The organism is Hymenobacter arizonensis (genome assembly GCF_900115775.1).
GTDB lineage: Bacteria > Bacteroidota > Bacteroidia > Cytophagales > Hymenobacteraceae > Hymenobacter > Hymenobacter arizonensis.
In genome coordinates this window covers 932,194-946,308 of record NZ_FOXS01000002.1, presented here as the reverse complement: position 1 = coordinate 946,308, position 14,115 = coordinate 932,194, and the positions used below count along the sequence as shown (strand labels likewise).

Here is a 14,115-nt window from a genome sequence, read left to right as displayed (position 1 = left end):
GGGCCACGAATACCAGGCCGTAGCGCGGACTTTTAGTCCGCGACTCATAGCACAAACTGGGTCGCGGACTAAATGTCCGCGCTACAGCCTCACACCCGTTCTGAAATAAGCCCGGGCTAATGCAAGCCACTGCTCGAAATCACCGTTCTTCAAGCTCGACAGGACGTTATTTTCGAACAGACGCTTACATTAGTCCGGGTCTTTTTTTTCAGCAACACCATGCAAACCACGCAGCAACTCGCGCCGGCCGCCCCCGGCCTCACCAGTCCCGACCTGGCCCCCACCCCGCCGGCCGAGCGCACCTGGGGCACTGGCAACTACGCCGCGCTCTGGATTAGCATGAGCCTGTGCATTCCCACCTACATGCTGGCCAGCTCGCTCATTGAGGGCGGCATGAACTGGTGGCAGGCGCTGCTCACCATTTTTCTGGGCAATACCATTGTGCTGGTGCCCATGTTGCTCAACGGGCGCGCCGGGGCCGAGTACGGCATCCCGTTTCCGGTGTTTGCGCGGGCCAGCTTTGGCGTGCGCGGGGCCAACGTGCCGGCCTTGCTGCGGGCCATCATTGCCTGTGGCTGGTTCGGCATCCAAACCTGGATAGGCGGCTACGCGCTCTACCAAATGGCGGTGCTGTGGCTGCCGGGGCTGGCCACGCTGCCGCCCGTGTTTCCAGCCAGCTGGGCCCTCGAAACGGGTCCGGCGCTGGTGTTTCTGCTGTTCTGGCTGGTGAACATGTACGTGGTGTACCTGGGGGTAGAGAGCATCCGGAAGCTACTGGTGTTCAAGGCGTTTTTCCTACCGGTGGCTGCGGTGGCGCTGCTGTGGTGGGCCATATCGGCCGGCAACGGGTTGGGGCCGATTCTGGCGCAGCCGAGCAAATTCACGTCGAGCGCGGCGTTCTGGGCCTTTTTCTTTCCCTCACTCACGGGCATGGTGGGGTTTTGGGCCACGCTCTCGCTCAACATTCCGGACTTCACGCGCTACGCCACCAGCCAGCGCGCCCAGCTGATGGGCCAGGCGCTGGGCCTGCCCACGTCCATGACTTTGTTCTCGTTTGTGGGCGTGGTCGTGACGTCGGCCACGTTCGTCATTTACGGCAAAACCATCTGGGACCCGGTGGTGCTGGCGGCCAAATTTGAGAGCAAGCTGCTGGTGAGCGCGGCCATGCTGGCGGTGGCCCTGTCCACGCTGGCCACCAACATCGCGGCCAATATCGTGAGCCCCGCCAACGACTTCGCCAATTTTTCCCCCACCCGCATCAGCTTCAAAGCCGGCGGCTACATCACCGGCGTGCTCGGCGTGCTCATCTTCCCCTGGAAACTCATTGCCGACCCTTCCGGCTACATTTTCACCTGGCTGGTGGGCTACTCGGGCCTGCTGGGGCCCATCGGCGGCATCATGATAGTCGACTACTACCTCGTTCGCCAGCAGCGGCTCGACGTGCCCGACCTCTACCAGTACCACGGGCGCTACGCCTACCGCAACGGCTACAATCTGGCGGCTATTGCGGCCCTCATCATCGGCATTCTGCCCAACATTCCCGGCTTTCTCACCGCCATTGGCGCGCTGGACAAGGGCGCCGTGTGGCCCGCCCTGGTGGCGGTGTACAACTACGCCTGGTTTGTGGGTTTCCTCGTATCGGGTGGGGTATACCTGGTGCTGATGCGCTGGCAAACGGCCAGCCACCCCAATGCGCTAGCGACCTCTGCTGCCCATCCCGTTCCTTCTTCATTGGCTCAATAATCTTCCCATGGTTGAAGTCACCGTCCATCACGACACCGTTGTTTTCACCGTACGCGGCCTGCACAAGGTTTTTGCCTTCAAAAGCGAGCTCACCGTGCCGCGCTCCCACATCACAGAAGTGCGGGCTGACCCCGAGGCCGCCAAGCACATTGAGGGCCTGCGCGCCGGTGGCACCAGTGTGCCGGGGCTCGTCACGGCGGGCACGTTTTACCTCGACCACCAAGGCAGCCACAAGCCGTCGTTTATCGACGTGGCCAAGCCAGAGAATGTGGTTGTAATCACGCTGCGGGACGAAGAATACCAGCAGCTCATTATCGAAGTGGATGACCCCGTGGAAGTGGTGGCCCAGTTGGCCACCAGCGGCTGAGGGTCACCATTTACACTTGGTGCGATTAAGTCTACCTCCAGCCCCAGTTTACAGTTTACATTCTAGCGAGGTCGCCCTCCGCATTACGCCTCACCCCCGGCCCCTCTCCGGTGGAGAGGGGAGCCTGACGATTTTCGCGTGCGCATAACCGGCTCCCCTCTCCACCGGAGAGGGGCCGGGGGTGAGGCGCCCACCAGAACGAGTTAGGCTAAGATGGTCACCTCCCCAGCCCACACCGCAGGTGGTATGAACGGCGTATAGCCTTACTTTTCCCGTGCTCCGCTGGAAAGACATCATCACCTTCGCCAAATACGGCAACCCCGAGCCGCCCCGGCGCGTGGAGCATTCCGAAGCGAAATGGGCCCAGCTGCTCACGCCCGGCCAGCACCACGTGCTGCGCCAGCAGGCCACCGAGCCGCCCTACCGCAACGCCTACTGCCGTACCTACGAGCCGGGCGAGTACGTCTGCGCCGGCTGCGGCAGCGGGCTTTTTGCAGCCACCGAGAAGTACCATGCCATCTCCGGCTGGCCCAGCTTCCGGCAGCCCCGCGCCCCCAACGCCATCCGCTACGCCTTCGACGACAGCTTCAGCATGCAGCGCATCGAGGCCCGGTGCAACGTGTGCGATGGCCACCTTGGGCACGTTTTTCCCGATGGGCCGGAGCCCAGCGGCCTGCGCTACTGCATCAACTCGGCTAGCGTGCACCTCTTACCTCCTGCTGCCGATGGCGCCGGTGAGGCGCCGGCCTCGCCTTAGGTAGTCACAGGCGCCCTATCCAGTGCTTTGTTAAACGAACTCTCGATGTGGCAAACGCAGCGCCCTAGTCAATACCAACATTGAAATAATACCAAACGCGCTAATTAGCAGGATACTGCAAGCAGAGTAGCCGTTGGGGACTCCAAAAAATAAACAATATAATTCCGGCAATCGGGAAGTTTTTTGCGTGTTTTTTATGCGTAGAAAAGGTCCGATTTCTCCGGTAACGATTCCGGAGCATCTTGGGCCAATCGGGGGTTTGCGAATGTGCTGTAAGTGTATAAGTGCCGGGAAAACTGCCTTCTAAAGCCCAAAAACGAAGCAGTTAGGGACTTGTCTTGCCAGTAGTAAGGGGTGACATTTGACTACCCGGCCGGCTTGCTGCCCCTAAGAAACCAGCACAGCGCCCGCTCCTACTGGCCGGGCCGGACCTGCTTAGGGCTGGCGGCCCGAGCGGGGTGCACCGGGCTGAGACATTGAACTGCTTTTCACTTGCTTCGGCACTACCGCCGGAGCGCTTCTTTCCACTTTTTTCCCCTCTACCACATGAAAACGCTTACCTCACTACTTGGGGCGGCAGCACTGCTGTTCAGTACCGCCGCTACCCAGGCCCAAACCTACCAGCAGGTCTGGGCCGATGAGTTCACTACTGGCATCGGCCCGAGTTGGACATTTGAAACCGGCGGCGGCGGCTGGGGCAACAACGAAAAGCAGTATTACCAGGCTGCTAACGCCACCGTGGTGAACGGCGAACTGCAGATTACGGCCCGCAAGCAGGCCATGGGCGGCATGCCTTACACGTCGGCGCGCATGATAACCAAGGGCAAAAAGGAGTTCACCTACGGCCGGATGGAAGCGCGCATTAAGCTGCCGCTGGGCCAGGGGCTGTGGCCGGCGTTCTGGATGCTGGGCAGCAACATCAGCACGGTGAGTTGGCCGCGGTGCGGCGAAATCGACATCATGGAACAGGTGAACGCCGACAGCCGCACCTACGGCACGGTGCACTGGGACAACAACGGCCACGCCGAATACGGTGGCAACACGCCCACGGCGCCCAACGTCTACCACGTGTACGCCATTGAGTGGGAGCCCGCGGCCATTCGTTGGTACGTAGACGGCGTGAAATTCCACGAAATCAACATCAGCAACGGCACAGGCGGCACCGAGGAGTTTCAGAAACCTTTTTTCCTGCTCCTGAACCTGGCCGTGGCCGGCAACTGGCCCGGCCAGACCGTGGACGAAAGCAAGCTGCCCGCCACCATGTTCGTCGACTACGTGCGGGTGTACCAGAAAACCACCAGCCCCACGCCCACGCCCACGGCGCTGACCTTACAAGCCGAGGCGGCGAACGTGAACAATGGCATGGTGGTGGAGAACTGCACTGACACCGGCGGCGGACAGAACATGGGCTACATCGACGCCGGCGACTACCTCGTCTTCAACAACGTGAACTTCGCCACCAGCGGCACCTACCTGCTTGAGTACCGCGTGGCCAGCGGCGCAGCCGGTGGCACAATTTCGTCGGATTTGAACGCTGGCAGCACCCAGCTGGGCACCACGGCCGTGCCCGGCACCGGCGGTTGGCAGAACTGGACCACCGTCTCGCGCACCGTGACCGTGGCCGCGGGCTCCTACAACTTCGGCGTGTTTGCCCAAACTGGCGGCTACAACCTCAACTGGGTGCGCATCACCAAGCAGGGCACCGCCCGCACGGCCCTGGCTACTACCAAAGAAGTTGCGAGCACCAACGAGGGCCTGACCTTGTACCCTAACCCGGTAACTGACCGCCTCACGCTGGCCACCGCCCCCGAGTTTGTGGGCAGCGAGGTGCAGATTCTGAGCGTGGAGGGCCGCCAGGTGTGGCGCGGCACCTACCGTGGCGAAACTGTAGACGTATCGGCCCTGAAGCCCGGTCTCTACACGCTAATACTGCAAACTACTGTTGGCCAGAAGCAAGCGAGCCGATTCAGCAAGCAGTAAGCGGCACTGAACAGGTTCTGTTCGGGACGGGTGGCGTGGGGCGTAAGCTCGACGGCGCCCGTCCTTTTGGTGCGTCCCTCAACCTGGTCAGCACCAAGAGGCCGCGGGGATACCCACAATGCCAGCAGCGCTTTTTGCAGGTTAGGTTTGGATGCTGTCGCGCCGGCTGCGTATGCGTGGGGTAGCTCCGCCTTTGTAGGGCGAGGGGCTCTCTACCCTATACCATGGCTAAACCGACAAACCTCTCCACTTCTTCCGATTCGCAGGGTTTCGTGCGCGTTCGCGGCGCCCGCGAGCACAACCTCAAAAACGTCGACGTCGACATTCCGCGCGATGCGCTGGTGGTGTTCACCGGCGTGTCGGGTTCGGGCAAGTCGAGTCTGGCCTTCGGCACGCTCTACGCCGAAGCCCAGCGCCGCTACCTGGAATCGGTTTCTCCATACGCGCGGCGCCTGTTTCACCAGATGGCCGTGCCGGAAGTCACTTCCATCGATGGGCTGCCACCGGCCGTGGCCCTGCAGCAGCAGCGCGGCGCACCCAGCACCCGCTCGTCGGTGGGCTCGGTGACCACGCTTTCCAATCTGCTGCGCATGCTCTACTCGCGGGCCGGCGACTACCCGGCCGGCCAGGGCATTATCTACGCCGAAGCCTTTTCGCCCAACACCGCGGAAGGCGCCTGCCCCACCTGCCACGGCTTGGGCCGCGTGTACGAAGTCACGGAGCAAAGCATGGTGCCCGACCCTTCCCTTACCATCCGGGAGCGGGCCATTGCGGCGTGGCCGCAGGCCTGGGGCGGCCAAAACCAGCGCGACATCCTCGTGAGCATGGGCTACGACGTGGACACGCCCTGGCGCGACCTACCCCAGAAAGACCGGGACTGGATACTCTTCACCGAGGAGCAACCCGTGTTGCCCGTGTACCCCGGCTACTCGCCCCAGGAAACCCAGCGCGCCATCAAGCGCCGCGAGCAGCCCAACTACATGGGCACCTTCACGGGCGTGAAGCGGCACGTGCTGCACACCTTCGCCACCACCCACAGCCCGCTCATGAAGAAGCGCGTGGCGCAGTACATGCTCAGCAGCGACTGCCCCACCTGCCAGGGCAAGCGCCTGCGGCCCGAGTCGCTGTCGGTAATGTTTGCGGGTATCGACATTGCCGACATGTCGCGCCTGCCGCTCAAGCGCCTGGCGAGCCTACTGGAGCCGTTTGCCCGGGGCACGGCCCGCAAGCAGGTGCACGATGCCGAGCACCCTGAGCAAGCCATTGTGGCCCGGCGCATTGCCGAAGACCTGGCTGCCCGCCTCGCCGTATTGCTCGATTTGGGCCTGGGCTACCTCTCCCTGGAACGGAGCACACCCACACTTTCGCCCGGCGAGCTGCAGCGCTTGCGCCTGGCTACCCAGCTTTATTCCAACCTGTTCGGGGTAGTCTATGTGCTCGACGAGCCCTCCGCTGGCCTGCACCCGGCCGACACCGAGGCCCTGCTGACGGCACTGGCGGGCTTGAAAGACGCGGGTAACTCCCTGTTCGTGGTAGAGCACGACCTGGACGTAATTCGAAAAGCCGACTGGCTGGTAGACGTCGGCCCCGCCGCGGGCGAAAAAGGCGGTCACGTGCTCTACAGCGGCCCACCCGAAGGATTAAAGCAAATAGAGGAATCGCAAACGCGGCGCCATCTCTTTGCCGACGCTGAAGTAGCACTAGCGTCTCGCGAGCCGCGCACTCCCACCGGCTGGCTGCATCTAGCTGGCGTCACGCGCAACAACCTCGACCAACTCGACGCCGAATTTCCGCTCGGCGTATTTACCACCGTCACGGGTGTGTCGGGCTCGGGAAAGTCAAGCCTCGTAAGCCAGGTTTTGGTTGAATTGGTGGCTGAACATTTAGGCCAGGAGGTTTCCTTTGAAGAAGAGGACGCCGACGCCCTCGACCAGCCCGCGCCAGTCACTCTAGGCGGCCAAATCACGAGTGGCATGGAAGGCATCAAACGCTTGGTGCGCGTCGACCAGAAGCCCATTGGCCGTACGCCACGCTCCAACATGGCCACCTATACCGGCCTGTTCGACCACGTGCGCAAGCTGTTTGCTGCCACGCCCGCCGCCCGCAAGCGGCGCTACGATGCCGGCCGCTTCTCCTTCAACGTAGCCAAGGGCCGCTGCGAAAACTGCCAGGGCGAAGGCTTCGTGATGGTCGAGCTGCTGTTTCTGCCCAGCGTGTACGCGCCCTGCCCCGTGTGCCACGGTGCCCGCTACAACGCCCAAACCCTGGAAATACAGTACCGCGACAAGAACATTGCCGAAGTGCTGGGCCTGACCGTGGACGACGCCTGGGAGTTCTTTGCCGAGGAGCCGCCCGTGCACCGCGCCCTCACCGTGCTGCGCGAAGTGGGCCTGGGCTACCTCCGCCTGGGCCAGCCCGCCACCGAGCTCTCGGGTGGCGAAGCCCAGCGCATTAAGCTGGCCACCGAACTGCAGCGCATTGGCCGCGGCAACACCCTCTACATCCTCGACGAGCCCACCACCGGCCTCCACCCTTCCGATGTGGAAAAGCTCCTGGTGCAACTCGACGGCCTTGTGGAAGCGGGCAACACCGTCATCGTGGTCGAGCACGACATGCGCGTGGTGGCTGGCTCCGATTGGGTCATCGACATCGGTCCCGGGGCCGGCGAAGAAGGCGGGCGTGTGGTAGTGGCCGGGCCGCCTGCCAAGGTGGCCAAAGCCAGGGAAAGCAGCACGGCGCCATACCTGCGGGCGTTCCTGGATAAATAAAGATGACTCGGAGTATTCTAATTATCTTATCTTCACGCCCTACTCTTCTTCAATCTGTCTTGCCCCGCCATTGTCTCAATGAAACCCTACGTTCTATTGCTTGCCACCGGGCTACTCGCGGCGGCCTGCCAGAAAAAAGATATCGGGCTTGCTACCCGCGAAGCCGAAGACCCGGATTGGATAAAGCTGGAGCTTCCGGCCACCATTTACTCTGATGACATTGGTGACATGGCCAGCGCTGTGGTTGGCGACCTTGACAAAACCCTGCTGGTCGCTAATATGACGCAGGTGTTCTCCACGTTGGACCAGGGCAAAACGTGGCAGGCAGTACGGAACTTTGACAGGCAGGTAGGCTTGCTAGCGCGCAACGACACCATTTTTGCCTTGGTTGCCTACGGCCTGAACGGGCAGGGCGAAAAAATAGCCGGTAATGCGGATGTGTATACGACTGATTTTGGCAAGACTTGGGCCTATACCGGCCTGCTGCCCCGCGGGTACCAGCGCTACAGCGGCATTGTTCGGCCGCTCGGGCAGGTGGAGGCAGGCGGCATAAGCTACCGTGTGCAGGAAAATACCCGGCCGATACCCAACTCAACAAGTCGATTGGTGTTGGCTGGCGACTTGCTTCGAACGGCTGGTAGCTCGCAGTCGACGCTACGCCTGCCGGCCCGGCATTACCTCAACAATCTTCACCTCGACACCCAAAACCGCCTTTACGTCGCTGTTTCGGGCCTTCGCTTCGACGCAGTAACGGGAGACCCTATTACGAAGAAAGGCAACCAACGAGCCACAGTGTACGTGTCTCGCAAGCCCTTGCCATAGCAAATTTTTCAGCTGCCAAATCATGGTGGCGTCTTCCCGGTAGTTAAGTACGCATTAGTTGCATTTGCGTACCACTACTCATGGACCCAAACCACGCTCTCCCCGCCAACATCTTCCGCCGCCAGGACGAAACGCCCGACGCGGAATTCTACCATCACCCGCGCTTCGTCACGCACATCGACGACGCGGCCATTGCCGCCGTCACGCAGCTCTACCGCGAATATTTCGCCCCTGACACCGCCATTCTCGACCTAATGAGCAGTTGGGTCAGCCACTTGCCCGCCGACGTGGCCTACCGCCGCGTGGTGGGCCTGGGCATGAACGCCGCCGAGCTAGCCGCCAACCCCCGCCTGGAATCCTACGTGGTGCAGGACCTGAACCAGCAGCCCAGCCTGCCTTTCCAAGATGATGAGTTTGACGGCGCCGCCATCTGCGTTTCCATCGACTACCTGACCCAACCCGTGGCAGTGCTGCGCGAGCTGGCCCGCGTGCTGCGGCCCGAAGCCCCGCTCGTCATCACCTTCTCCAACCGCTGCTTTCCCAGCAAGGCCATCGCCGCCTGGCACCACCTCGACGACCGCGGCCACCTGGCCCTGGTGCAGCAGTACCTGGTAGCAGCCGGCGGCTGGCAGGCCATCGAGCTACTCGACCGGAGCCCGCGCCCTCCCGGCCGCTCCGACCCGCTGTATGCCGTGGTGGCGCGGGTGGCTTCGCGCTAAGGGGGCGCACAAGCTTGGCATTGCCTCTTTAGACCAGCTCACCAGTATCGGGCACAAAAGCACTGGCCAATGCGGCCCGGAAGGTTCCCAACGGGCCATGCTCTGATGCTTCGGTTGAGCAACAGAGCGCCCCTACAATGGAAACAAAGACAGCAGCATCAGGAGCTACGGCCCGTTGCGAAAGCACTTCAGTGAAAGGGACGGCTTCAATGCCAGGACGAAACAAAAACGCCCCGACCTACTGGCCGGGGCGTTTTCACTATTAGCTAGCAGTTGCACTTGCTAACCGACGGCCCGTCTTAGCGGGTGAGGACCACGCGCTGGCTGACGCTGCCGGTGCTGGTGGTGAACCGGCAGGTATACAGGCCGCTCGCCAGGCCCATAGGTGCCAGAGTGCGCTCATAGAGCTGGTCGGCGGCAACCTCGCCGTCGTAGAGCGTGGTTACGAGCTGGCCCAGGTGGTTGTAGAGCTGCACGCGCACCGGTCCCGCCTGCGGGGTGCTGAAGCGGAAGGTGGTGCTGGTGGTGAACGGATTGGGATAGGCCTCCAATAGACCAGTGGCCGCAGCGCTGCCCTCGGAAGCTAACAGCTGGCCGCCTGCCTTAGCCGATGGGCTGTTGTCGCCGCAGGTGCCCAGCACGGCGCCACTCCGCAATTGACCCTCGACTGCCTCGGCGGCGACACAGAGTGTGTTTTTGTCGTTTTTGCAAACCAGCACCTTGTCCATTTTCTTGCCGTTGCTGCTGCACCGAACGTCGATGACCGTCAGCGTGACGCTTGCGGTGCCCGTGCAGCCGCTGGCGCTGGTGGCCGTGACGGTGTAGGTGAACATGCCGGCCGCAGTAGCCGTGAAGATGGGGTTCGCAATGTCGGTTCGACTCAGGCCCGCGCTGGGGCTCCAGCTATAGGTTTGGCCGCCGCTGGCCACCAGGGTCACGCTCTGCGGGCCGTAGCCCAGGTAGAGGGTGGTCGCCACGCCGCCAGTAAAGACGGAGTTGGACGGTGTAACGGTGATGGTGGGGGTGGGGATAGTGCCCTTCACCGTGACCGTGGCCACGGCCGTGCTCACGTTGCCGCTGGGGTCGGTAACGGTGAGTGTGACTTGGTTGGGGCCGATGTTGGCACACGTGAAGGTGCTGGGGCTGATGCTTAGCGAAGCCACGCGGCAGTTGTCGGTGCTGCCATTGTTCACCTCCGTGGCCAGCACGGTGCGTGTCCCGTTCTGCAGGTCCACCTCAATATTGGCCACCCGCGCCACTGGCGGCGTCACGTCGTTCAGGCAGGGGTCGGCGGCAAGGGCCACCGCCCGCTCGGCCCGCACAAAGCCGAAGCCCGTGCGCAAGTCGTAGCCCGTATCGAACACCCCAACGGTGAAGGGGTCGTCCATGTCGAGGGCCGTGCTGGTCAGCAGGTCTCTCACTTGCTGCGGCGAGAGCCGGTTGCTGTTGGCCTGCTGCATGAGCGCCGCTACCGCAGCCACGTGCGGGGCTGCCGCCGAGGTGCCAAAGAAGTTCGGGAAATTGTCGTCGTCCAGATTAATATCGGAACCGAAGAAAGTGTTGTTGCCGCCATCCGGACCCACCACCGATGGATTGCGACGGATTTTGCTGGGGTCGATGCCCGTGTTCACGCCCGTCGTGGTAATGAAAACCGGCGTACCGCCCAAGGACGAGAACGACTCTACTACCGGACGAGTGATGTTGACATTAAATTCCGGGGTGTTAAACCAAGGAGCCGCCCCTACCGATATAGTTTTTGCCGCGTTGTTGTGGCCCACCACCGTAGAGCCGGTGGTGAAGAACTCGGTAACGGTCGAGTTACCGAATTCGATGTACTTCATCAACGCCGGGTCGGGGCCGGCATATTTTACTATCGCAATTTCGATGGTAGCTCCTCCTGTGCCAGCATTCAACCCCAAGAATTCAAAGGGGTCACCGCCAACGTTATCGCCAAACGAAGACAAATTCCCTAACAGCGTATTGTTGAAGAACACCAGTACATCCAGGTCAGTCTGCGCGCCGGCTCCCCCACTCACCGAGAAGAACGGGTCGGCCCATTGCAGGGCCAGGCGGAGCTGGCCACTTGGCGGGATAACGATGGTTTGCCGGGTGTCGCCCCCACCAAAATCGTGGGCCACCCCGTAGTTCACACCGCCTATAATAACGGACTGCCCGGAGTTGCGGAAGCCCGACTCGTACGACCGGCGGCCCGAGTTGCCAGCCGCGCTGAAGTACGACACGTTCCGGTCCACCACGCGGTCTACGGCCTGCGCAATGATGCCGTCCTGAAAGAAGGGCTCAGCGAAGTAGAACACGTCATCGACGATTACGTTGCACCCATTGTCGGCCAGTCGGATAATGCCATTGGCAAAAGACGCCTGCCCCAGAAAAGCGGTATTGAATGCGATTTTGGCACCGGGGGCCACGTCGTGCACAATCTCAGCCATGGCACGGCCTTCGTCGCTGCCGAGCAGGTTGAATTCTTCGAGTACTTCCACATCGTTCGGCAGGTCGCCGGAGGCAACCCCAGCGGCCGCCCCCCCCGGAATAGTACCGTAGCTATCCGACAGGATGCCTACTTTGGTACCCACCCCGGTCACGGCAAAGCTAGCGCGGGCCTTCTCGGCACCGAGCGATATATCGCCCTGCGACGTAACGAGGCCTTTGTTGTGCATGGGCTGGTACGCCGGCGTGGCGTAACGCAGCTTTTCAACCCGCTCCAATTCGCCAATTTTCTCGATTGGAAACAAGCCCGACACCATCCGCCCGAAAGAAGCGCCGTTTTTCAGGCCCATCTGCTGCAATTGCTGCAGCAGCACGCGGCCGTCGGCGTCGGTAGAAACTGCCTCAATCACCACGTAATTACCTTTTACCTGCAGCAAGTCAGCCCGCTGCAAGCCACCTACTTGGGCCCCACGGGCAGCCGAGGTGGATTTGTTGCCCAACTCGCGCAGCTCCTTTGCTACCTTGAGTTTCTTGTCTTTTGCGTTGGGCTCTTGGGCGTAGCCATTGGTCAGGGCGCCGAACAGTAAGCTGGTGCAGAAGGCCAGCCGACCTAGGCGTAGTAGCGTTTTTTTCATAGGGTACAGAATGGTGATGTGAAACAGTGAATGATTACAGCTAATGTATGATTATTATCATAGTAAACATAGCTATGTAGATTAAAACTGTCTAAAAATCAAAATTTTATACTAGCGTTGGATTAAGAGCGTGTTTGAACAGTAAGCCGGGGCTTCCCAAGCCCAACTTGGGAGCGGGTTGGCCCGCCTGGCGCTATGCTAATGGTATGTCCCAACTGTCTCAATAGAGGCCGCAGCCCTTGTCATCACGCAGTGAATTAGGCCATTGACCACCACACAAAACACAGCAAGCGCCAGAACTTAATCTTAGGATTATAGCTATGTACCGGTCTACCTTTGATTCGGCAGATTCTCTACCCCGCACGAAATAATATTCTGCCGCGACCTTATGCGCCTGTTGCTTTTGCTGTTCTTCCTGAACAGTGCACTGGTAATCTCAGCCGAGGCTCAACAGGCCCAATACCTGCCTTTTTATTCAGCCGATACCCTGCGAGCGCACGAGTTGGCCGTGGCCCAGCAGGCGGCCGTGCAGAAATACCTGGTACTGCCCAAGTCGGCAAGCAGCGAGTACAGAGAACACTACCGGAAAATTGCGCAGGAAGCTGCCACCGACATCTACAACACCGTGCGGCACTCGGCCCTGCTCGACCCTGTGCTGGAGCCTTTCGTGCAGCGGGTATTTGCCCAAATTCGGGAGGCCAATCCGCAGCTGCCGCCGGTGCAGCTCGTGCTCAGCCGCAACCCCGCGCCCAACGCCCACGCCGTCGGCAACAGCACCGTGATGCTGAACGTGGGCCTGCTGGCCCGCCTCGAAAACGAAAGCCAGCTGGCCTACGTGTTGTGCCACGAGCTGGCCCACATCCAAGCCCAGCACATGGAGCGGACCCTGCGCGGGCAGCTCACCAAAATTCACAGCAAGGAATTGCGCCGGGAGGTGAAGCGCATCGTGGCCGACGAATACAACATCGGCTCCAAGCTGAAAGCGTTGGCGCTGGGCTTGTCGCTGAACAGCACCTTTCACCACCGCCAATACGAAAAGCAGGCCGATTCCCTTGGCTACACGCTGCTCAAGCGCACGCGCTTCGACGCCCCGCAGGCCTACCGCGTGCTGCAGCTGCTGGACAAAATCGACCAGCCGCGCTCGCCCGAACCCCTGGCCCTGGGCCAGTACTTTGGCTGCGCGGCCTTCCCCTACCCGCTGCCCGAGGCGCCGGTCAAATCCAGGTCCATCTTTACGGTGGCGGCACCGGTCAAAACCGCTCTCGAAACCACCGACACCCTCAAAAGTCATCCCGACTGCGCCAAGCGCATGCGTTACCTGAGTGAGTTGGCCCAGGGCCAGGTTGCCGATGCTCCGGCCGCCCCTACCCCGGAATTCGCACGCATCATTTCCGTGAGCCGCCTGGAGGCCGTACAGAGCTGGTTTGATTACGACTGCTACGACCACGCCCTCTTCGAAGCGTTGCAGCTGCTGGGCGAGGAGCCCCAAAACTCCTACCTGCGCTCGGTGGTAACGCTAAGCCTATACGAGCTGCGCGAGCACCTACTCAAGCACACGTTCTACGAGGTAGTGGGCAACGTCTCACAGCATCACCCCGAAAACTTTAACCAGCTGCGGACTGCGCTCAACGCCTGGAAGGCCGACGACTACCAGGGTTTGTTGGCCTGCTTCGCGCAAAGCGCCGGCGCCGCTCCGGCTACCGCCGCCCCTGCCGATGAATACACGCTGGCTGCCAGCTACGCCGCCGCGGCCATATCTGGCGCGCCGGCCGCGGCCACCCTGCAGCGTCAGTACCTAACTCATTACCACAACGGCAAATTTGCCAAGCTGCTGTTTCCTAATTCAATGCCATCCAAAAAATCCATTCATTAATTTTTT

The 14,115-nt window shown here is 61.3% G+C and carries 9 protein-coding genes; 8 read left to right on the top strand and 1 reads right to left on the bottom strand.

Annotation, left to right across the window (positions count from 1 at the left end; translation table 11 throughout):
- The first annotated feature begins 219 nt into the window (after positions 1 to 219).
- The 7 genes from BMZ66_RS10410 to BMZ66_RS10380 all read left to right on the top strand — a co-directional run bounded on the left by BMZ66_RS10410 (position 220) and on the right by BMZ66_RS10380 (position 9,156).
- The gene (locus tag BMZ66_RS10410) at positions 220 to 1,743 is read left to right on the top strand and encodes an NCS1 family nucleobase:cation symporter-1 (RefSeq protein WP_092672144.1); all 1,524 of its coding nucleotides are present in this window, start codon (positions 220 to 222) and stop codon (positions 1,741 to 1,743) included.
- Between the two features lie 7 nt (positions 1,744 to 1,750).
- A complete protein-coding gene (locus BMZ66_RS10405) occupies positions 1,751 to 2,110 on the top strand; it encodes a hypothetical protein (RefSeq protein ID WP_092672141.1) in 360 nt (119 codons plus the stop codon).
- 274 nt (positions 2,111 to 2,384) lie between these two features.
- Positions 2,385 to 2,867 carry a peptide-methionine (R)-S-oxide reductase MsrB gene (gene msrB, locus BMZ66_RS10400; RefSeq protein WP_092672138.1) on the top strand — a complete coding sequence of 161 codons (483 nt, stop codon included), beginning with the start codon at positions 2,385 to 2,387 and terminating at the stop codon, positions 2,865 to 2,867.
- A gap of 546 nt (positions 2,868 to 3,413) precedes the next feature.
- Positions 3,414 to 4,847: a carbohydrate-binding protein gene (locus BMZ66_RS10395; RefSeq protein ID WP_143080145.1), complete on the top strand. Its 1,434-nt coding sequence runs from the start codon at positions 3,414 to 3,416 to the stop codon at positions 4,845 to 4,847.
- 224 nt (positions 4,848 to 5,071) lie between these two features.
- On the top strand, positions 5,072 to 7,615 hold the full coding sequence (gene uvrA / locus BMZ66_RS10390) for an excinuclease ABC subunit UvrA (protein ID WP_092672132.1): 2,544 nt from the start codon (positions 5,072 to 5,074) through the stop codon (positions 7,613 to 7,615).
- 78 nt (positions 7,616 to 7,693) lie between these two features.
- The gene (locus tag BMZ66_RS10385; RefSeq protein WP_092672128.1) at positions 7,694 to 8,437 is read left to right on the top strand and encodes a hypothetical protein; all 744 of its coding nucleotides are present in this window, start codon (positions 7,694 to 7,696) and stop codon (positions 8,435 to 8,437) included.
- Positions 8,438 to 8,517: 80 nt separating this feature from the next.
- On the top strand, positions 8,518 to 9,156 hold the full coding sequence (locus tag BMZ66_RS10380) for a class I SAM-dependent methyltransferase (RefSeq protein WP_092672125.1): 639 nt from the start codon (positions 8,518 to 8,520) through the stop codon (positions 9,154 to 9,156).
- Between the two features lie 299 nt (positions 9,157 to 9,455).
- Here BMZ66_RS10380 and BMZ66_RS10375 read toward each other — a convergent pair whose 3' ends face one another.
- On the bottom strand, positions 9,456 to 12,236 hold the full coding sequence (locus tag BMZ66_RS10375) for a S8 family serine peptidase (protein WP_092672122.1): 2,781 nt from the start codon (positions 12,234 to 12,236) through the stop codon (positions 9,456 to 9,458).
- A gap of 388 nt (positions 12,237 to 12,624) precedes the next feature.
- Between BMZ66_RS10375 and BMZ66_RS10370 the strand changes: the two genes are divergently transcribed.
- The gene (locus tag BMZ66_RS10370; RefSeq protein WP_092672119.1) at positions 12,625 to 14,109 is read left to right on the top strand and encodes a M48 family metalloprotease; all 1,485 of its coding nucleotides are present in this window, start codon (positions 12,625 to 12,627) and stop codon (positions 14,107 to 14,109) included.
- Positions 14,110 to 14,115: the final 6 nt, after the last annotated feature.